The sequence below is a fragment of the Flexivirga meconopsidis genome (assembly GCF_026162425.1).
Lineage (GTDB): Bacteria > Actinomycetota > Actinomycetes > Actinomycetales > Dermatophilaceae > Flexivirga > Flexivirga meconopsidis.
Window position 1 is genome coordinate 1096238 of record NZ_JAOBQJ010000001.1, and the last position, 19477, is coordinate 1115714.

General features: G+C 68.8%; 19 protein-coding genes, 1 tRNA gene and 1 rRNA gene. 15 read left to right on the forward strand and 6 right to left on the reverse strand.

The features are described 5' to 3' along the window. Window positions 1-9 precede the first annotated feature (9 nt). The 5 genes from N2M23_RS05285 (at window position 10) to N2M23_RS05305 (ending at window position 5841) form a co-directional block, all read left to right on the forward strand. The gene (locus N2M23_RS05285; protein ID WP_265443818.1) at window positions 10-570 is read left to right on the forward strand and encodes a hypothetical protein; all 561 of its coding nucleotides are present in this window, start codon (window positions 10-12) and stop codon (window positions 568-570) included. Then, on the forward strand, window positions 510-1568 hold the full coding sequence (locus tag N2M23_RS05290; RefSeq protein ID WP_265443819.1) for a nucleoside triphosphate pyrophosphohydrolase: 1059 nt from the start codon (window positions 510-512) through the stop codon (window positions 1566-1568). The genes N2M23_RS05285 and N2M23_RS05290 overlap by 61 nt, the downstream gene beginning before the upstream one ends. Window positions 1569-2105: 537 nt before the next feature. Next, entirely contained in the window at window positions 2106-3251 is a 1146-nt protein-coding gene (locus tag N2M23_RS05295; RefSeq protein ID WP_265443820.1) for an LLM class flavin-dependent oxidoreductase, read from the forward strand. Beyond that, window positions 3248-4114, forward strand: coding sequence for an ABC transporter permease (locus N2M23_RS05300; protein ID WP_265443821.1), 867 nt, complete (start codon window positions 3248-3250; stop codon window positions 4112-4114). Before N2M23_RS05295 ends, N2M23_RS05300 begins: the two co-directional genes overlap by 4 nt. Beyond that, window positions 4111-5841 (forward strand): aliphatic sulfonate ABC transporter substrate-binding protein, encoded by a 1731-nt coding sequence (locus N2M23_RS05305; protein WP_265443823.1) that lies wholly within the window; start codon window positions 4111-4113, stop codon window positions 5839-5841. The genes N2M23_RS05300 and N2M23_RS05305 overlap by 4 nt, the downstream gene beginning before the upstream one ends. 4 nt (window positions 5842-5845) lie before the next feature. On the opposite strand, the gene N2M23_RS05310 is transcribed toward N2M23_RS05305, so the two are convergent. Further along, window positions 5846-6736, reverse strand: a complete 891-nt coding sequence (locus N2M23_RS05310; protein ID WP_265443825.1) for a LysR family transcriptional regulator — start codon at window positions 6734-6736, stop codon at window positions 5846-5848. An 84-nt stretch (window positions 6737-6820) separates the two neighbouring features. On the opposite strand from N2M23_RS05310, the gene N2M23_RS05315 reads away from it, so the two are divergent. The 6 genes from N2M23_RS05315 (at window position 6821) to N2M23_RS05340 (ending at window position 11401) form a co-directional block, all read left to right on the forward strand. Next, entirely contained in the window at window positions 6821-7789 is a 969-nt protein-coding gene (locus N2M23_RS05315) for a threonine ammonia-lyase (protein ID WP_265443826.1), read from the forward strand. 130 nt (window positions 7790-7919) lie between these two features. Then, window positions 7920-9200, forward strand: coding sequence for a phosphopyruvate hydratase (eno, locus tag N2M23_RS05320; RefSeq protein WP_265443828.1), 1281 nt, complete (start codon window positions 7920-7922; stop codon window positions 9198-9200). Window positions 9201-9234: 34 nt separating this feature from the next. After that, window positions 9235-9750 carry an FtsB family cell division protein gene (locus tag N2M23_RS05325; protein WP_265443830.1) on the forward strand — a complete coding sequence of 172 codons (516 nt, stop codon included), beginning with the start codon at window positions 9235-9237 and terminating at the stop codon, window positions 9748-9750. A gap of 10 nt (window positions 9751-9760) precedes the next feature. After that, on the forward strand, window positions 9761-10291 hold the full coding sequence (locus tag N2M23_RS05330) for a DUF501 domain-containing protein (protein WP_265443832.1): 531 nt from the start codon (window positions 9761-9763) through the stop codon (window positions 10289-10291). After that, window positions 10288-11226, forward strand: coding sequence for a Ppx/GppA phosphatase family protein (locus N2M23_RS05335; RefSeq protein ID WP_265443833.1), 939 nt, complete (start codon window positions 10288-10290; stop codon window positions 11224-11226). Before N2M23_RS05330 ends, N2M23_RS05335 begins: the two co-directional genes overlap by 4 nt. A 101-nt stretch (window positions 11227-11327) precedes the next feature. Continuing rightward, window positions 11328-11401, forward strand: a tRNA-Leu gene (locus N2M23_RS05340). Window positions 11402-11411: 10 nt separating this feature from the next. On the opposite strand, the gene N2M23_RS05345 is transcribed toward N2M23_RS05340, so the two are convergent. Continuing rightward, window positions 11412-11849, reverse strand: coding sequence for a MarR family winged helix-turn-helix transcriptional regulator (locus N2M23_RS05345; RefSeq protein WP_265443835.1), 438 nt, complete (start codon window positions 11847-11849; stop codon window positions 11412-11414). 63 nt (window positions 11850-11912) lie between these two features. Here N2M23_RS05345 and N2M23_RS05350 point away from each other — a divergent pair, with 63 nt between their 5' ends. Then, complete coding sequence (locus N2M23_RS05350; protein ID WP_265443837.1) at window positions 11913-12953, forward strand: ABC-2 transporter permease; 1041 nt, start codon at window positions 11913-11915, stop codon at window positions 12951-12953. Window positions 12954-13064: 111 nt separating this feature from the next. Next, window positions 13065-13997: a Bax inhibitor-1/YccA family protein gene (locus N2M23_RS05355; protein WP_265443838.1), complete on the forward strand. Its 933-nt coding sequence runs from the start codon at window positions 13065-13067 to the stop codon at window positions 13995-13997. A gap of 260 nt (window positions 13998-14257) precedes the next feature. Here the strand turns inward: N2M23_RS05355 and N2M23_RS05360 are convergent, their stop codons facing one another. The 4 genes from N2M23_RS05360 to N2M23_RS05375 all read right to left on the reverse strand — a co-directional run bounded on the left by N2M23_RS05360 (window position 14258) and on the right by N2M23_RS05375 (window position 17386). Next, window positions 14258-14608, reverse strand: a complete 351-nt coding sequence (locus N2M23_RS05360) for a hypothetical protein (RefSeq protein ID WP_265443839.1) — start codon at window positions 14606-14608, stop codon at window positions 14258-14260. Further along, window positions 14557-15780: an acetyl-CoA C-acetyltransferase gene (locus N2M23_RS05365; RefSeq protein ID WP_265443840.1), complete on the reverse strand. Its 1224-nt coding sequence runs from the start codon at window positions 15778-15780 to the stop codon at window positions 14557-14559. Before N2M23_RS05365 ends, N2M23_RS05360 begins: the two co-directional genes overlap by 52 nt. 84 nt (window positions 15781-15864) lie before the next feature. Beyond that, window positions 15865-16284: an HIT family protein gene (locus N2M23_RS05370; RefSeq protein WP_265443841.1), complete on the reverse strand. Its 420-nt coding sequence runs from the start codon at window positions 16282-16284 to the stop codon at window positions 15865-15867. 10 nt (window positions 16285-16294) lie between these two features. Further along, window positions 16295-17386, reverse strand: a complete 1092-nt coding sequence (locus N2M23_RS05375) for an SGNH/GDSL hydrolase family protein (protein ID WP_265443843.1) — start codon at window positions 17384-17386, stop codon at window positions 16295-16297. A gap of 130 nt (window positions 17387-17516) precedes the next feature. On the opposite strand from N2M23_RS05375, the gene N2M23_RS05380 reads away from it, so the two are divergent. Together N2M23_RS05380 and N2M23_RS05385 are read left to right on the forward strand one after the other, a co-directional pair. Beyond that, a complete protein-coding gene (locus N2M23_RS05380) occupies window positions 17517-18896 on the forward strand; it encodes a cystathionine beta-synthase (RefSeq protein WP_265443844.1) in 1380 nt (459 codons plus the stop codon). A gap of 457 nt (window positions 18897-19353) precedes the next feature. Next, window positions 19354-19477, forward strand: a 16S ribosomal RNA gene (locus N2M23_RS05385); the annotation flags it as partial.

The window sequence follows — 19477 nt, forward strand, 5'->3', positions numbered from 1 at the left end:
GGTCAGTCCATGCCGAGCCTCCGCACCGGCCGCCCGGCGCGTGCCGCCATCGCCGGCGCCGTCGTCCTTGCCACCCTCGGCCTCACCGGCTGCGGCAGCGGCGGCGTGATGCACCGTGGCTCCACCGGCATCAAGTATGACGGCAAGAGCGCCTCTGCCACCGAGTTGCAGACCGCCGCCGAGCAGATCACCAAGGCCATCGGCTCCGGCACGATCACCGCAGCGGATGTTGCCGGTGTGCTCGCCCTGGAGCCGCAACTGACCAAGTTCGCCAAGCAGAAGGGCGTCGTCGTGTCCGCGGACCAGGTCAAGTCGGCCTACCCCAAGGTCGACTTCTCACCGGTCGCGCTCGAGGCGATGCGTGCCAATGGGCTTGCCTCGGCCTTGCAGAACAGTGGCGCGCTGACCGCGCAGGCGGCGCAGAAGCTGCTGAAGGACGCCAACGTCACGATCAATCCGCGCTACGGCACCTGGGTCGAGGGCAAGGGCGCTACCGCTGCGCCGCAGCCGTGGATCAGCCCCAAACCGTCGTCCGAGGCACCGGTGCCGAACGGCCGGCCCGCGCCGTGACGTTGCCGGCCGGCCACCTGTTGACGGTTCTCGTCACCTCTCCTCGCATGCCGGCCGGGTTGATGTCGCGCGACGCGTGGACCGCTTTGGACACTGCGGATCGGGTGCTCGCCGCGGACCTGACGGATCCGGTGCCTGCGGCAGTCGTCGCATCGGGTATCGACGTCACCACTGTCGCCTACGACTCGGCGGCGCAGGCAGCTCGTGAACTCGTTGACACTGCTGCAGATTCGTCGGTGCTGTGGATCAGCTCACCCGATGCTGACCCCGGACTCACCGACGCGCTCGCCGGCGAGCTCACCCGCCACGACGACCCGCCGCAGATCGAGGTGCTCGTCGCCTCATGGGACCTCCCCGGTGCGCGGCTGCTGGACGCGGTCGCGGTGATGGACGCCCTCCGCTCGCCCGGTGGCTGCCCGTGGGACGCAGAGCAGACCCATGCGTCGCTGGCGAAGTATCTTCTCGAAGAAGCGCACGAGACCGTCGAGGCGATTGAGCTCGATGACCGGCAACACCTGGCCGAGGAGCTTGGTGACGTCCTGCTGCAGGTGCTCTTCCACGCCCGTATCGCGGCCGATGAGGACCCTGCTTTCGACATCGATGACGTCGCGGCAGGCCTGGTGGACAAGCTGATTCGTCGGCACCCGCATGTCTTCGCCGACGGTGATGCAGCCACCCCTGAAGACGTCGAGCGATCCTGGGAGCAGATCAAGGCAGGTGAGAAGCCCGATCGCGCGCGCGACGACCTGCTCGCCGGGATCCCGGCGTCGTTGTCGACACTGCTCATTGCGGACAAGGTGTTGTCACGCGCGAGTCGGCGCGGCATACCGCTGTCGTATGGCGAGCGCCGCGATCTCGGCGCCCGCCTGCTCGCACTGGTGGACGAGGCCCGCGCCTCGGGTGAGTCCGCCGACGCGCTGCTGCGCGCTGAGTTGCGCACGATCGCCCACTCGGCGCCCCCGTCGGCTGCAGAGTCGGTGCCAGACTCCGACGTCTGACGCGCGCCCCCGAGGCTCTCCTTCCGGGACCCCTCCGCCGACAGGCTCACTTATCGCCGAGAGGACCACTTGTTCGGGCCCGAAATCGCCCGGATATGTGTGCCCCTGGGCGATAAGTGGTCCTCTCGGCGGGGTGAAGGCGGAGCCGCGGCCAGGCTGCCTGCCGATGTCGTATGGCGAGCGCCGCGATCTCGGCGCGCTCGCGCCGGTGGACGAGACCCGCGCCTCGGGTGAGTCCGCCACCCCTCACCGCCGACAGGCTCACTTATCGCCGAGGGGACCACTTGTTCGCGCCCGAAATCGCCCGGATATGTGTGCCTCTGGGTGATAAGTGGTCCCCTCGGCGGGGAGGGGGCGGAGCCGGCTCGACGAGGCGGGCATCGAGGTGCGGTCGGTCTTCACCCGCGCGCAGCTCGACGCCGCCAGGCATGCACGCGCGTGACCGGAGTCACTCACTTACATGAGGAAAAGTTATTGATAACAAAATGTTGAGTGATAGTTTCACCGTCGTCGACGACTCTCGAAAGGACATCCGCGATGACGGTCCACCTGCACTGGTTCCTGCCGACCAGCGGCGACTCCCGCACCGACCTCAGTTTCGGCGACGCGGTCAGCCCGCTCAGCGGTTCCGCCGACGACACTCGCTCGGGCCGGCAGGGTCGGCGGGAGCCCACGGTCGACTACCTGGGTCAGATCGCCCGATCCGCCGAACAGCTCGGCTTCGAGGCCGCGCTGACCCCGACCTCGACGGAGTGCGAGGACGCCTGGGTGACGACTGCGGCCCTCGTCGCGCAGACGCAGCGGCTGAAATACCTCGTGGCGTTCCGCCCCGGGCTGCTCAGCCCCACGCTCGCCGCGCAGATGGCCGCCACCTATCAGCGCATCAGCGGCGGCAGGCTGTTGCTCAACGTCGTGACGGGTGGGGAGGACCTCGAGCAGCGACGCTTCGGCGACCCGCTCGGCAAGGACGACCGCTACGCGCGCACCGGCGAGTTCCTGCAGGTGCTCCGCCGGCTCTTCGCTGGTGAGCGGGTGCACTTCCGCGGGGATCATCTGTGGGTGGAGGACGCCTACCTGCCCGCGCCGCCCTCGCGTCCGGAGATCTTCTTCGGCGGCTCCTCAGCGGCCGCGCTGGAGGTTGCCGGGCGCTACGCCGACGTCTACCTCACTTGGGGCGAGCCGCCCGAACAGGTCGTCGAGAAGCTCGATCGCGCCCGTCTGGCCGCTGCCCGTGCGGAACGCGAATTACGTTTCGGCATAAGGCTGCACGTCATTGCCCGGCCCACCGCCGATGAGGCGTGGGCGGTCGCGCACCGGCTGCTCGACGGACTCCCGCCGGAGCAGATCGCCGCCGCCCAACGGGCGCAGTCGCAGGCGCAGTCCGAAGGGCAGCGCCGGATGACCGCCCTGCACGGCGGTCGCACGGACCAGTTGGAGATCTCCCCGAACCTCTGGGCCGGTGTCGGACTGGTCCGCGGCGGCGCCGGCACCGCACTGGTCGGCAGCTACGAGGAGGTTGCCGACCGGATCGACGACTACCACCGCATCGGACTCGACCACTTCATCCTCTCCGGCTATCCCCACCTCGAGGAGGCCTACCACCTCGGTGAGGGCGTGCGCCCGATCCTTGCGAACCGCGGACTGCTCGAGAGTCACACCGACCTGCGAGGTGCCCAGGTATGACGACCACCCACCTCGCTCGCACCGCAGCCGCGGCCGAGCCGACCGCCCCCGCTGCCCGGGCAGCCAGTCGGCGCCGCGTGCGCGCCGATTTCAACGGATTGCCTTGGGAATGGCGGGTTCTCACCCCGCTGGCACTCGCCGCCGTCTGGCAGCTGGCCAGTGCGGTGGGCTGGCTAAAACCGCAGACGCTGGCACCGCCGAGCGCGATCCTGCATCGCGCCGCGCTGCTCGTGCAGGACGGCACGCTTCCGCAGGCGCTCCTGCACTCGGTGACCAGAGCCGGCCTCGGCTTCCTCCTCGGCAGCGTGATCGCGATCGCGGCGGGTCTCGCCGTCGGCCTCTCCCGCGCCGCTGACGCCGTAGTGGACCCGCCGATGCAGATGCTGCGCGCCGTGCCGCTGCTCGGCGTGGTCCCGCTGTTCATCATCTGGTTTGGCATCGGCGAGTTTTCCAAGGTGCTGCTCGTCGCACTCGGCGTCGCCGTCCCGCTCTACCTCAACCTGGTCGCCGGCCTGCGGTCGGTCGATCCGCAGCTGTATGACGTGGCCGACTCGCTGCGCCTCACCAATCGTGAACGACTGCAACACATTCTGCTGCCCGGAGCATTACCCGGCGCGCTGGTCGGCCTACGCCAGGCACTCGCCTTCGCCTGGCTCGCGCTGATCGTCGCCGAGCAGATCAGCGCCACCTCCGGGCTCGGCTTCATGATCAACAACGCGCGCGACTTCCTGCAGACCGACACGATCGTGGTTGGGCTCGTCACCTACGCACTGCTCGGCCTGGTCACCGACGGACTGGTGCGCCTGCTGGAGCGACGTGCGCTGCGCTGGCGCGACGTGGCGACGGAAGGAGCGGCCCGATGAGTCCCGTGATCGACATCAAACACCTCCGCCATTCGTATGGCGTCAAGACAGTCCTCCACGACCTCGACCTGCGAGTCGAACCCGGCGAATTCGTCGCTGTTATAGGACGTTCCGGTTCGGGAAAGTCGACGTTGCTGCGCCTGCTGGCCGGCCTCGCCGGTGGCGCCACCGACGGCACCATCCGCACCGCGCAGCGGCCGGCCGTTGTCTTCCAGGACGCGCGACTGCTGCCGTGGCGCAGCGTGCTCGACAACGTGGCACTGGGGCTGCGGTCCACCGATGCGACCGACGTCGGTGCGGCGGCACTCGCCGAGGTGGGGCTGGGCGATCGTCTCACGGCCTGGCCGCGCGCACTCTCGGGTGGGCAACAACAGCGAGTTGCCTTGGCCCGAGCGCTGGTTCGCGACCCCGACCTCCTGCTCCTGGACGAGCCGTTCAGTGCGCTGGACGCGATGACGCGGGCTGACGCACACGAGCTCGTGCTGCAGTTGTGGCGACGGCATGACCCGGCGGTCGTGCTGGTGACCCATGACGTCGAGGAAGCAGTCCTCCTCGCTGATCGCGTCGTCGTGCTTACTGAAGGCCGGATCGAGCACGACCTCCGTGTCGATCTACCCCGCCCGCGCGTCCGCGCCGACGTTGGTGTCCAGCAACTGGCCTCCCGGCTGCTGGGTCTGCTCGAGGATGAAAACCACAGTGCCGCAACGCTTCCCGACAAGTCAGCACGCGATCCGAAGGTCGCCTGGACCCGCCGGGGCGCACTCGCCGGGACGTTCGTGGCGACCGCAGCGCTGGTCGGCTTCACCGATGCGCGCAGCGGCGACAGCACCAAGATCAAGGTCGCCTCCGGAGGGTCGGCAAGCGGTGCCACGCTGCGCGTCGCCGTGCAGACCGACGGTCTGCGCTCGCTTCTGCAGGCATCCGGGCAATTGCGAAACCTGCCCTACACCGTCACGTTCGACCAGTTCAGCTACGGGCCGCCGATCGTCGAGGCGCTCGGCGCGGGGCGGGTCGACATCGGCGGCGTCGGTTCAACCCCGCCGATCTTCGGCGCCGCATCGCAGACCAACTTCCGCATCGTCGCGACCCGCGAACTGCGCAACAACACTGACTCGCACATCTTGGTGCCAAAGGGGTCGTCAGTCCGAGGCGTTGCGCAGCTGCGTGGCAAGCGGATTGCCGTCCCGCGTGGCAGCTCGGCACACGGCATGGTCCTGCGTGCGTTGCAGCGCAACGGGATCGCGCTCTCGCAAGTGCAGCTGGTCTTCCTGCAACCGGCCGACGGCGCCGCCGCGTTCAACGGCGGTCAGGTCGACGCGTGGGCGGTGTGGGAGCCGTTCGTCACCCAAGCGCAACAGGCCGGCGCGCGGGCAATTGCCGGCGGCCCTCCCGATGAGCTCGGGCTCAACTTCAACCTACTCAGCAAGGCGGCGCTCACCGATGCCTCGAAAGTCGCGGCGGCCCGCGACTTCTTGCACCGGTTGACCGCCGCCTATGCCTGGGGCGCCCGTCATCTGGACGAGTACGCCGCTGCCTGGTCCTCCGAGTCCAAGATTCCTCTGGCGGTGGCGAAAGCTGCCATTCCACAACTGCGTTCGAGCCTCGGCCCGGTATTGCCGGCGCACGTCGCCAGTGAGCAGCAATTGGCCGACCAGTTGCACGCGGACGGCGTCATACCCAAGTCGGTCGACTTCGCCTCGATTGTCGAACGCTCGGTGCTGAGCTGACCGGTCAGTCTGTCGGGGGCAGGTTCCGTCCCGCGCGATGGAGTGCGGCGGCGACCGCGTCCACTGCCCGCGGGCGCGGCGGTGCGCCGTACGACACGACCTGCACCTGCCGTGTCGCCGCGAGCCGGGTGACGCGCACCTTCGGGTGGCGGTGCGCGGCAAGAGCAAGACCCGGCAGGATGCTGACCAATGACCCCTGCGCGACGAGCGCCTGCACCGCGACGTAGTCGTCGGTGGCGAAGGTCACCTCGGGTGCGAAACCCGCTGCGGCACAAAGGTCTACGAGCTGGGCTCGACAGCGCTCGCAGCCCGCCACCCACCGGGTGCCGCGGTGTGCGCGCAGCGCCCGGTCCGCCCGGCGCGCCCGCTCGGTGTTCGGCTCCACCAGATAGAGATGATCCTCGGTCACTGTGGTGGCGGTAAGCAGGTCGGCTTCCTCGTCGCCATAGGTGAAGGTGATCGCGAGATCGACCTCCCCAGCACGCAGCATCGTCACCGCATCGGGAGGTTCGGCCTCGATCAGCTCGATCGCGACCCCGGGTGCGGTCCCCGCGAGGATCTTCAGCATCGGCGGCACCAGCGTCGCCGCCGCGGAAGGAAAGGACGCCAATCGCACTCTGCCGGCTCGTAATCCGGCTGCCTGCTGCAGCTCGTCCTCGGCCCGCTGAGCCAGCGCCAGGATCTCCTCGGCCCGATGGGCGAGCGCCTCGCCCTCGGCGGTCAGCCGGACACCCCGCCCCACTCGCTGCAGCAGGACCGTCTGCGTCTCGGCCTCCAGGCGGCGCAGATGGTGGGAGATCGTCGGCTGGCCGTAGCGCAGCTCGTCGGCGGCCGCGGACACCGATCCGGTGTGCGCGACGGCGACCAGGGCTTGCAGGCGACGCAGATCGAGCATGGCGACAAGATATCGACAAGTTCGAATGATATGCGAGAAACCATCTATTGGACCGATGTATGGCGCGGCCGCCACACTGCTCGCATGACCAGTCTCAGCTTCGCCGGAGTCCTGCAGGCCGCCGACGCGATCGCCGGTGAGCTTCCGCCGACGCCGGCCTGGTCCTACCCGGCTCTCAATCAGGAGGTGGGAGCCGAGGTCATCGTCAAGCACGAGAATGTCCAGCCCACAGGCGCTTTCAAGGTGCGTGGGGGAGTGGCGTTCGCCGCGAGCCTCACCGGCGCCGACCGCACGTCGGGGCTGGTGACCGCAAGCACCGGCAACCACGCCCAGAGCGTCGCGTATGCCGCACGGCTGCTCGGTGCACCCGCGGTGATCGTCATGCCGCACTCCGCTGCGGCCGAGAAGGAGCGCGCCACCCGGCTGCTCGGCGCCGAGGTAGTGCGCCACGGCGAGACGATGGGCGCGGCTCTGGATCACGCGCGCGAACTCGCGGACTCACGACAGATGCGCTTCGTCAGTCCCGGTGACGAGCCGGCGATCGTGCACGGCCACGCAACCCTCTACCTCGAGTTGCTGCGTCAGCACCCGGACCTTGACGCGATCTACGTGCCGGTCGGCAGCGGTTCAGGGGCCGCGGCCGCCTGCCTGGTGCGCGACGAGCTGGCGCCGGACTGTGCCGTGATCGGGGTGCAGTCGGCGGCGGCGCCTGCGGCATACAACTCCTGGCGGGCCGGAAAGGTGCAGGAGGCGTCCTGCACGACCCGCGTCGCCGGGGTGGCGACCTCGCGCGGGTGCGCCCTGCCGCTGTCGGTCATGTGCGACCGGCTCGACGAATTCCTGCTCGTCGACGACTCCTCCATCATGTCGGCGTTGCGGCTGCTGGGCAGCGCGGCACACACCCTCGCCGAGGGCGCGGGGGCCACTGCGCTTGCCGGTGCGCTGCACCACGACTGCCGGCCGGGGCGGATCGGCGTGGTGTGCACCGGGGGCAACGCCGACGCCCGCGAACTGGCCGAGTTGTCCGCGGTTCCCACTCTGGCCGCCGGCTGAAACCCGTCTGGTTACTGTCCAGTCCGCGGGTCGGTGCCGGATCCGCCGTGGCCCGGCGGATAGGCTCGGCAGGCAAGCACAGCGCCCTCGTATGGCGCGCAGTCCCACCTGATCCGCCAGGAGAAACCACGTGGCCACGATCGACGCCCTGCTCGCCCGCGAAATCCTCGACTCGCGCGGCAACCCGACCGTCGAGGTGGAAGTCGCCCTCGACGACGGCACGATCGGCCGGGCCGCGGTGCCGTCCGGTGCGAGCACCGGTCAGTTCGAGGCGGTCGAGCGCCGCGACGGCGACAAGAAGCGCTACGGCGGCAAGGGCGTCGAGGACGCGGTCGACGCCGTGGCCGAGGAGATCGCGCCGCGCGTGCTCGGTTACGACGCGAGTGAGCAGCGCCTGGTGGACCAGGAGATGATCAACGCCGACGGCACCGACAACAAGGGCAAGATCGGCGCCAACGCGATCCTCGGCGTGAGTCTCGCGGTCGCCAAGGCGGCCGCCGACTCGGCCGACCTGCCGTTGTTCCGCTACGTCGGCGGACCCAACGCCCACCTGCTGCCGGTGCCGATGATGAACATCCTCAACGGCGGCGCACACGCCGACTCCAATGTCGACATCCAGGAGTTCATGATCGCGCCGATCGGTGCCGGCTCCTTCCGGGAGGCGCTGCGCTGGGGCGCGGAGGTCTACCACGCGCTGAAGAAGGTGTTGCACGACAAGGGCCTGTCGACCGGCCTCGGCGACGAGGGCGGCTTCGCGCCGAACCTCGAGACCAACCGGGCCGCGCTCGACCTGATCCTCGACGCCATCAAGGCGGCCGGTTTCAAGCCTGGCAAGGACATCGCGCTCGCGCTCGACGTCGCGGCGAGCGAGTTCTATGACAAGGGCTCCTACACCTTCGAGGGCAGTAAGAAGTCGGCGCAGGAGATGACCGACTACTACGCGGACCTCGTTGCGTCATACCCGCTGGTGTCGATCGAGGACCCGCTGGGCGAGGACGACTGGGAGGGTTGGAAGACCCTCACCGACCAACTCGGCGACAAGGTGCAGATCGTCGGGGACGACCTCTTCGTCACCAACCCGACCCGGCTGCAGCGCGGCATCGACTCCGGCACCGCCAACGCGCTGCTGGTCAAGGTCAACCAGATCGGCACGCTGAGCGAGACCCTCGACGCGGTCAGCCTCGCGCAGAGCAACGGCTTCCGCTGCATGATGAGCCACCGCTCGGGCGAAACCGAGGACACCACGATCGCCGACCTGGCGGTCGCCACCAACTGCGGCCAGATCAAGACCGGAGCACCGGCCCGGTCCGACCGCGTGGCGAAGTACAACCAGCTGCTGCGCATCGAGGAAGAGCTCGACGACGCCGCGGTCTACGCCGGCGCGGGCGCGTTCCCACGGTTCAAGGCCTGATCGTCTTAAGCTCGAGACCCGAAGGAGGCCTTCGATGACAAGAGATTCGCGATCGACCCGCCCGGGTCGCGCTCGCGCGACCTCTCGTCCGGCCTCCGGCGGGTCTGCGACGAAGGGCCGACAGACGTCGGTGCGCACCGCGACCGGCGGCGCGCCGCGGGCTCGCGCGACGCGCTCCGCCCGGTCGCCGCGGTCGATGCGCCGGCTCACCGTGATCGGCGTGCTGCTGGTCTTCCTCGCGGTCGTCATCACCCCGACCTTGCGTTCCTACCTGTCCCAGCGCAATGAGATCGCCGACCTCAACAAGCAGGTCGCGGCGCAGCAGGCGGACCTGGGTGACCTGCAGAAGCAGAAGAAGCAGTGGGACGACCCGAAATACGTTGAAGCGCAGGCCGGTTCCCGGCTCGGCTTCGCCAAACCGGGCCAAACCCTGACCATCTATGTCACGAGCGACCCGAAGACGGCGGCAGAGGCGAAGGCCCAGCAGGACAAGAACAGCACCTGGTACGGCAAGATGTGGCAGTCCGTCGTCGCCTCCGGAAAGCACTGACCGTCCCCTCGTGACCGAGCACGCACGTCCCGCAGTAGATCCCGCCGACCTGGCGGCCATCGAGCAGCAGCTCGGTCGGCTGCCGCGCGGTGTGGTCGAGGTCGCCGCACGGTGCCCGTGCGGCTGTCCGGCCGTGGTGCGCACTCTTCCTCGCCTGCCCGACGGCACGCCCTTCCCGACCACCTACTACGCCACCTGCCCGCGGCTGACCAGCGCGATCGGCACGCTGGAGGCGGACGGCATGATGCGCGAGATGACCGAACAACTCACAGCCGACGCCGACCTTGCCGCGACCTATCGGGCAGCACACGACGACTACCTTCGCCGTCGCTCCGAGCTCGGCAATGTGCCTGAGATCGAAGGCATTTCGGCCGGCGGCATGCCCGACCGTGTCAAGTGCCTGCACGTGCTGGTCGCTCACTCGCTGGCGGTCGGCCCGGGCGTCAACCCGCTCGGCGACCAGGCGCTGGCCGCACTGCCGCAGTGGTGGGAACGCGGCTGTTGCGGCGTCGTCGCCGACACCCCCGAGCAGGACGTATGACGAGGGTCGCCGCGGTCGACTGCGGCACCAACTCGATCCGGCTCCTGGTCGCCGACACCGATGGCCGCACCCTGCGGGACGTGGTGCGCCGGATGGAGATCGTCCGCCTCGGCCAGGGCGTCGACGTGACCGGGTGCATCGCGCCCGAGGCGATGGAGCGCACGCTCACCGTGGCTCGCGAATACGCCTCGCAATGCGAGCAATTGCGCGTCGAACGGGTCCGATTCGTCGCGACCTCGGCATCCCGCGATGCGTCCAACGCCGCCGAGTTCGCGGCCGGGGTGGCCGACGCCTTCGCGGCGTTCGGCACGCGCCCCGAGGTGATCAGCGGGGACGAGGAGGCGCAGCTGAGCTTCCGCGGGGCGACGAGCGTGGCCGACGGTGCGGCGCCTGCGCCATACCTGGTGGTGGACCTGGGCGGCGGCTCGACCGAGTTCGTGCTGGGCGAGCAGCAGGTGACCGCCGTACGCTCGGTCGACATGGGCTGCGTGCGCTTCACCGAGCGGCACCTGCGCTCGGACCCGCCGACCGACGCCGAAATCGCTGCAGCGACAACGGATATCGACGCGCTCATCGACACGGCGGCACAGGTCGTGCCGCTGAGGGACGCTCGCTCACTGATCGGCCTGGCCGGCTCGGTCACCACGATCACCGCCAACGCGCTGCGGCTGCCGGCATACGACCCGGAGCGGATCAACGGCGCTGCGCTGACCGTGCAACAGGTCGTTGACTCGTGCGACGCACTCCTGCGGATGACGCGCGCGCAGCGCGCCGAGCTCGGCTTCATGCACCCCGGTCGGGTCGACGTGATCGGCTCGGGAGCGCTGATCTGGCGCACGATCGTGCAGCGCGTCGCCGCGGAGGCGGGTCTGGCGACGGTGCTCACCAGCGAGCACGACATCCTCGACGGCATCGCCCTGGGACTCGCCGACTAATGCTTGAGTGGCCGGTGGGAGGGCCGGACACTGCGTGCCCTGACCCTCCCACCGGCCACTCGCATTCCTTTCGTGTTTGACCAAGGCCTAATCTGGCTCCCGCCCTCGTAGCCCAACTGGCAGAGGCAGGCGACTTAAAATCGCTGGAGTGCGGGTTCGAGTCCCGTCGGGGGCACTTCGGCAGATCAGCGGTTGAGCCGCTCCAGCAGTTGCGCCAGCCGCGCGATGTCCGCGTCGCTCCAGTCCGCCATCCGCTCGCCGAGCGTGTCCAGGTTGGTGCGCTCGGCGGAGGCTAGAGTGCGCCGCCCGATATCGGTGAGGGTGAGCTCCTGCGCGCGCCGCTCGCCCGGGATCTGATGCCGCTCGATGTGTCCGTCGCGTTCCAGCGCCGCCACCCGCCGGCTCGCCGACGACTTGTCGATGCGCAGTTCGCGCGCGATGTCCTGCACCGTCGGCACGTCGAGATCGGCGACCGCACGCAGCGCCATGAAGTCGCTGAACGTCAGCTCCGGCACGTAGCTGGACCAGTTGCGGTTGAGGCGCCGGGTGAACGCGCGCAGCTGCTCCAGCACCCGTCGCGTCTCGCGCTCGCGGGCAGCGGGCGGTTTGGCATCCGAGGTCATAGGGTGACTATACTGATTTGAAGTTGCACTAGACAACTTCAAGTCGCGAGGAGTTTCACCCGTATGACGCAAGAGCGCGCCCCGCTCGGCACGGTTCTCAGCCACGTCGCACTGCCGGTCCTGATGGGGCTGATCATGGCGGTCGCCTATCTGGGCGGCTTCCACAAGCCGGCGCCGCACGAGGTGCCGCTCGCGGTCGTCGGGTCGACCGCGCAGGCGCAGCCGGTCGCGAGCGCGATGCAGCAGGCGCTGGGGGACAAGGCCGACGTCACGGTGCTGCCGAGCACCGCCGCCGCGACCGACCAACTCCGGCACCTGGACCTCACCGGCGCCTACGTGCCCGGCCCGAAGCAGGCGACCCTGCTGGTCAGCACGATGGCCTCCGACGCCGCGAAAAGTGCTGCGACACAGATGTTTTCGCCGGTTGCCGCCAAACAAGGGGTACCTCTCGTCACCCGTGATGTGACCGGCGTGCCGGCCAGCGACCCGGTCGGCCAGAACGGCTTCTTCTTCCTCGTCGCGCTCACCGTCGGCTCCTACGCGAGCTCCATCGCCATCGGGGCAGCCGGTGCCAGCCGCCGTCTGCGCGACCGCGTCGGCATCGCGCTCGGCGCTGCCGTCGTCATCTCCACGGTGGGGCTGCTGATCGCCCGCGGCTTCTACGGGATGTTCCCCGGTGACCTGCCCGCGGTCTGGGGTCTGTCCCTGCTCTACACCGCGGCCGTGCTCCTGATCGGCGTCGGGTTGCATCCGATCCTCGGCCGGTTCAGCACGATCACCTACGCCGCAGTCTTCGTCGCGCTCAACTTCACCACGTCCGGCGGCGTCTTCCCGACGACGCTGCAGCCGGCGTTCTTCGGGCTGTTGCACAACTTCTGGATCGGCGCCGGCTTCGTGGAGTCGCTACGACGCGTCCTGTACTTCCCGGACGTCAGCATCGCCGGGCCTCTCGCCATACTCCTCGGTTGGCTGGCGCTCGGGGTGCTCTGCATCGGCCTCGCGCACCTGGTCGAGCGGCGTCGTACGACGGCAGCCGCGCGCCTCGAGCGCGGCCGGCTCAGCGCCCGCGTCGAGGAGGAACTCGAGGAGGATGTCGCGGTCTGAGCCGGGGGAACCAGGGCCGCGCGGTTCGGCGTTACTGCTGGTGAGCGTCCGGACCGTAGACTGCTGACAAGATCCCACCGGCCGGCGCGCCGATGTAGACGGAGGACCACGATGGCATCCAACCCGGTGTTCAACCGGTTCAACGACGACCTGGAGAAGGGCCGACTGGCCGGCGACCAGCCGCAGTACGGCCAGTTCGGCACGCCTGACCAGCAGCGCGCTGCCCAGTACGGCTACCCACAGCAGCCTGGCCAGGGTTACCCGGGACAGGGCTACCCCGGGCAGCAGATGGGCGGCTACCCGGGAGCGCCGATGGGCCAGCCCGACCTGGAGAAGGCCTACAACGCGCCGTCGGCCACGGCTCGCCAGTCGGGTCGTATGACGCTGGACGACGTCGTGACCAAGACGCTCGGCCTGTTCGGCATCCTGCTCGTCTTCGCCGCGGTCGGCTGGTTCGTCGGCGCCGCCAATCAGAGCGCCGGACTCGCGCTCTGGATGGGCGGCATGATCGTCGGCATCATCATCGGCTTCGTGATCTCGTTCAAGCGGGTGATCTCGGTGCCGCTGATCCTCGCGTATGCCGTATGCGAAGGGCTCTTCGTCGGCGCGGCCAGCGGGTTCTTCAACCAGGCCTACCCGGGCGTCGTCGGTCAGGCCGTGCTGGCCACGCTCTGCGTCTTCGCCGGCATGTTCGCCGGCTGGAAGTTCGGCCTCATCCGGGTCACCGAGCGGTCGCGCAAGATCTTCGGCCTGATGATCATGGGCTACTTCCTCTTCGCGATCGTCAACTTCCTGCTGGTGCTCACCGGCGTCATCGACAACCCGTTCGGGGTCGGCGGCAACGGTCCGCTCGGCATCATCATCAGCATCTTCGCGGTGGGTCTGGCGTCCTACTCGATCGCGGTCGACTTCGACTCGATCCAGCGTGGCGTCAACTCCGGTCTGCCGGAGAAGTACTCCTGGCTGATGGCGCACGGTCTGCTGGTGTCGGTCGTCTGGCTCTACATCGAGCTGCTGCGCCTCTTCGCCCGCATCCGCAACTGAGGCTGCTGCTCCGACTCCCTGACCAAGAAACGTAGGGCGGCCCGGCGAGCATGGTTGCCGGGCCGCCCTACGTTTGCACTTTTGTGACGACGGTCGCTGGGTGCGCCCGTCGCGGGGCTAACCCGCCGCCAAACTCACCGATTAGGTGGCCGACGCGCCGTAAACCTGCGTTCGTACGGCGTGTCACTCGCCTTATCGGCGAGTTTCGCTGGTCGGATGCATTCTCCGACGACGCTCGCGCGCGCAGAGCCGCCCCGGGCTCAGCCGATCGCGCGCCGCAACGCGCGCAGCCGGTCCGCGAGGCCGTCGGTCTGGCCGGCGGCGGTGGCGTCATACACGGTCACCCGCAGCTGATCGAGCAGCGTCGCCGCACCGAGGTCCGGCAGCGGCACCGACCAGCGCCCACTCGCCACCCGCACTTCATCGGCCAGCGACTGGGCGAGCGCGCGCAGGTCCGGTGCCGACGCAGCAGCGCGCGGCGCCGGCAACTCGTGCCAGCGCCGCGCGATCCGGCGCAACTCCTCGCCGATCTCGGGAGGCAGCGCCGCTGCAGGAGAGGTCAGGACAGCCGCTCGTAGATGATCGCCATACCCTGGCCACCGCCCACGCACATGGTCTCCAGGCCGAAGGTGCCGCCGGTGCTCTGCAGACCGTTGAGCAGCGTCGCGGTGATCCGGCCGCCGGTCGAGCCGAAGGGGTGGCCGAGCGCGATCGCGCCGCCGTGCACGTTGAGCTTGTCGAAGTCCATGCCGAGGTCGTCGGCGGACGGCAGCACCTGCGCCGCGAACGCTTCGTTGATCTCGTAGAGGTCCATGTCGCCGATCGTCATGCCGGCGCGCTTCAGCGCCTGCTTCGACGCCTCGACCGGACCGAGACCCATGATCTCCGGCGACAGGCCGGACACGCCGGTCGACACCACGCGAGCGAGCGGGGTCAGCCCGAGCTCCTTGGCCTTGGTGTCGCTCATCACCACGACTGCGGACGCGCCGTCGTTGAGCGGGCAGCAGTTGCCGGCCGTCACGGTGCCGTTCTCCCGGAAGACCGGCTGCAGCGTCGAAACCTTCTCCAAGGTGACGCCGGCACGCGGGCCGTCGTCAGTGCTCACGACAGTGCCGTCGGGCAGCGTCACCGGCGCGATCTCGCGCTCGAAGAAGCCGTCGGCGATCGCCTTCTCGGCGCGGTTCTGGCTGGTCACGCCCCACTCGTCCTGGCGCTCGCGGGTGATGCCACGCGACGTGGCGACGTTCTCCGCGGTCTGACCCATCGCGATGTACGCGTCGGGCAGCAGGCCCTTCTCGCGCGGGTCGGTCCAGGTGGTGTTGTCCTTGGCGGTCTGCTCGGTGCGCGCCTTGGCCTCGTCGAACTTCGGGTTCTGCCAGTCGGCCTTGCTGCCGCCGGCGCCGGAGAAATCGGCGTAGCGGGAGACGCACTCCACACCGGCCGAGATGAAGACGTCACCCTCGCCGGCCTTGATCGCGTGCGCCGCCATGCGGGTCGTCTGGACGGAACTGGCGCAGAAGCGGTTGACGGTCGAGCCGGGCAGGTGGTCCCAGCCGCCGAGTACGGCGACGACTCGCGCCATGTTGCTGCCGTGCTCGGCCCAGGGCTCTGCGCAACCGAGGTAGAGGTCCTCGACCAGCGTTGGGTCGAGGTCCGGGACCTTGGCCAGCGCGGCCTGGATCACCTGCAGGCTGAGGTCGTCGGGCCGGATGTCCTTCAGTGAGCCCTTGAAGGCCCGCCCGATCGGCGTGCGGGCCGTGGCAACGATGACTGCTTCAGGCATGAGCGCTCCACTCCATTGAGGTAGGCAAGTCACCGCAGTCTAGGCGAGCAACTAAGCAAGCGCTCACCTGCCCACCCACCGGGCTCAGCCGCGCAGCGCCTCTGCGGCAGCGGCGATCTCGGCCGCATCACCGGGGGCCGGGATCCACGGCAGGCGCACGGTGTCGTCGACATAGCGCGGGATCACGTGGATGTGGAAGTGGAAGACCGTCTGCCAGGCGACCTCGCCGCAGCAGTTGAGCAGGTTGACGCCGTCGGCGTGCAGTTGGGACTTGGCCCGCACCGCGATCTGCTGCGCCATCTGTGCGCACGCCGCGAGGTCGGCCGGGTCGATCGTGGTCAGGTCCTGCGTGTGCCGCTTCGGGATCACGAGGGCGTGCCCGCGCGTGGCCGGGTTGATGTCCATGAAGACGAACGTGTCGTCGTTCTCGTCGATCTTCTGCGACGGGATCTCGCCCGCGACGATCTTGCAGAAGAGGCAGTCGGGGTCCGTGGTCTCGGTCATGCGCGCGACTCTACTGCGCCCCCGTCGAACTGTGTATGGCGTCAGTCGAATCCTCTTGCAGTTGTTGGGAATCCGCAGCCTGCGCCTCGCCGGTCGCCGGCTCGTCGATCTGCTCGTCCGGGTCGGGCAGCGGGGTCCGGTGGCGGCGCAGCAGCACCGCCCAGCGCCCGCGGCGGCCGCGCTCCGCGCCGCGGACGTCGGTGGCCGACACCTCGGTGCCGGGGTCGCGGACCGCCCGCTTCGCCGCGACCGACACCGGGTCGACCGCCTCGCCGCGCCGACGGTCCGGCTGGCGGCCGGTGTCGGCGGACTGCTGGCCGAGGGCGTCGAGCACGCTCGGCAGCAGCGCCGACGCGGCTCGTGCGTAACCCGCGGGCGAGGGGTGGAACCGGTCCTTGGAGAACATCACCGACGGGCTGTCGGAGAACTCGTGGCCGAGCAGGTCGCCGAGCGAGACGGTGCGCCCACCGTGCTCGATGACCGCAACCGTCTGTGCCGCCGCGAGGTCGCGCGACCACCGGCGCGCGATCAGCCGCAGCGGCTGCGGCACCGGCTCGATCACTCCGAGGTCGGGGCAGGTGCCGACGACGACCTCCGCGCCCGCTGCGCGCAACGACTCGACGGCATCGGCGAGGTGACGCACCGAGGTGGACCGCGAGAGCCGGCCGGTGACGTCGTTGGCGCCGATCATGATGACTGCTGCGTCCGGTGCGGGCACCTGCTCCAGCGCCTGCTCGACCTGTCCGCCGAGGTCTGGAGACGTGGCACCGACGACCGCGACATTGGTCAGGCGCACCGGGCGACCGGCGAGCGCCGCCGCCGCGGTCGCGATGATTGCCCCGACGGTCTGGTAGGCGGTGTCGGCGCCCATCCCTTTGGCGGTCGAGTCGCCGACCATCAGCAGCTCGATCGGCTCCCCGGGACCGGCGCCGTATATGCCGCTGTCCTCGGGTGCCCCGTCGAAGGGCTGCCCCACGATCCGGCGCGCGATCTTGGCCTCGCCGAGCAGGACGCCCCAGCCGGCGCCGAGGCCGGCCGCGCCGATGCCCCCGCCATACGCGGCGATTGCGGCGATCTTGCGCGCTCGTCTGGCTCGGCCCATGGTGTGCACCCCCGCAACGGCTCCGATGATTTCCCGTAGTGTCGATCGTCTCACTGCGGTCTGACGCAGCCGCGAGCGGGGAAGGTCGGGTGGGCTCGGATAGCCGCTCAACATCTGAGACGATGCTCACATGAAATTCGCGGAGCACATCGTCGATCTGGTCGGCGGCACCCCATTGGTCAAGCTCAACAAGGTCACCGAAGGCATCGATGCGACCGTGCTCGCGAAGGTGGAGTACCTCAACCCGGGCGGTTCGGTGAAGGATCGCATCGCGCTGCGGATGATCGAAGCGGCCGAGCAATCCGGCGCCTTGCAGCCGGGTGGCACGATCGTCGAACCCACCTCGGGCAACACCGGTGTCGGACTCGCTCTGGTCGCGCAGCGCAAGGGTTACAAGTGCATCTTCGTGTGCCCCGACAAGGTCAGCGAGGACAAGCGCAACGTGCTCAAGGCGTATGGCGCAGAGGTCGTCGTCACGCCGACCTCCGTCCCACCGGAGCACCCCGACTCCTACTACAGCGTCTCCGACCGCATTGCGGCCGAGACGCCGGGCGGCTGGAAACCGGACCAGTACTCCAACCCCGAAGGCCCGAACTCGCACTACGCGTCGACGGGTCCGGAGATCTGGGCCGACACCGACGGCAAGCTCACCTCGTTTGTGGCCGGCATCGGCACTGGCGGCACGATTACCGGGACGGGGCGCTACCTGCGCGAGATCTCGGCAGACCGTGCCGGCGGGCGCGTGCGCATCGTCGGCGCCGACCCGGAGGGCTCGGTCTACTCCGGCGGCACCGGTCGTCCCTACCTGGTCGAAGGCGTCGGCGAGGACATGTGGCCGCGCGCCTACGACCCGAAGATCCCGGACGAGGTCATCGCGGTCAGCGACGCCGAGTCCTTCGAGATGACCCGGCGGCTGGCCAAGGAGGAGGGCCTGCTCGTCGGCGGATCGTGCGGTATGGCGGTGGTCGCCGCGCTGCGCCACGCGAAGACGCTGCCGGCGGACGCCACGGTTGTGGTGCTGCTGCCGGACTCCGGGCGCGGTTACATGTCGAAGATCTTCGACGACGGCTGGATGAGTAGCTACGGCTTCCTGCGGGACGCCGCGCTCGACCGCACGGTGGGCCAGGTGCTTGAGGCCAAGACCGGCAACATGCCCGCGCTCGTACACACCCACCCGAGCGAGACGATCCGCGACGCGATCGACATCCTGCGCGAATACGGTGTCTCACAGATGCCCGTGGTGAAGGCGGAACCGCCGGTGATGGCCGGGGAGGTCGCGGGTTCGGTCAGCGAACGTGAGCTGCTCGACGCCCTGTATGCCGGTGCGGCACACCTGGCCGACCCGGTCGAGCGGCACATGGAGGCACCGTTGCCGATGATCGGCGCCGGCGAACCGATCGAGGGCGCACGCGAACTGCTCACCAAGAACGACGCCCTGATGGTGGTGCAGGAGGGCAAGCCGGTCGGCGTGCTCACCCGCGCCGACCTGCTGACGCTCTTCGCGGAGTAACGGTTAGCGGGCCGCTGACCAGCGTAAACGCCCCATCAGGCAGCCCGATTTGGAAGTTCGCCACGGCTTGGTCTAATGTTCTTCCTGTCAGCCCGACGGGGTGGCAGCGGCCGGAAACCAGCTCAGACTGGGACCGGACGAACCACCCGCCGAAGACTGATCGATCCGAGTTGACTCTGATCGACAGCCTCTGCTAAGCTGATACCTCCACTCGGAGCCAAGTGCGCGAGAGCAGGCCGACGGCCGGCTTGACGCCCAAGAGCCGAGGGGATCCAAGAAAGAAGCTACAGCTTCTGCTTGCTGTCATCGCATTGGTGGCAGCGGTGGTTGTCTGGTCGTTTTTTGAGAACTCAACAGCGTGTCGAGTGATTGATGCCAATTGTTTGTTGGTTTTGATCGTTTTTGTAGCATTTTTGCTCTTGATCGATTTTTTAGCCATGGTTTGAATTTTTTGTTTTTTGCGGAGAGTTTGATCCTGGCTCAGGACGAACGCTGGCGGCGTGCTTAACACATGCAAGTCGAACGATGATGCCCGTGCTTGCACGGGTGGATTAGTGGCGAACGGGTGAGTAACACGTGAG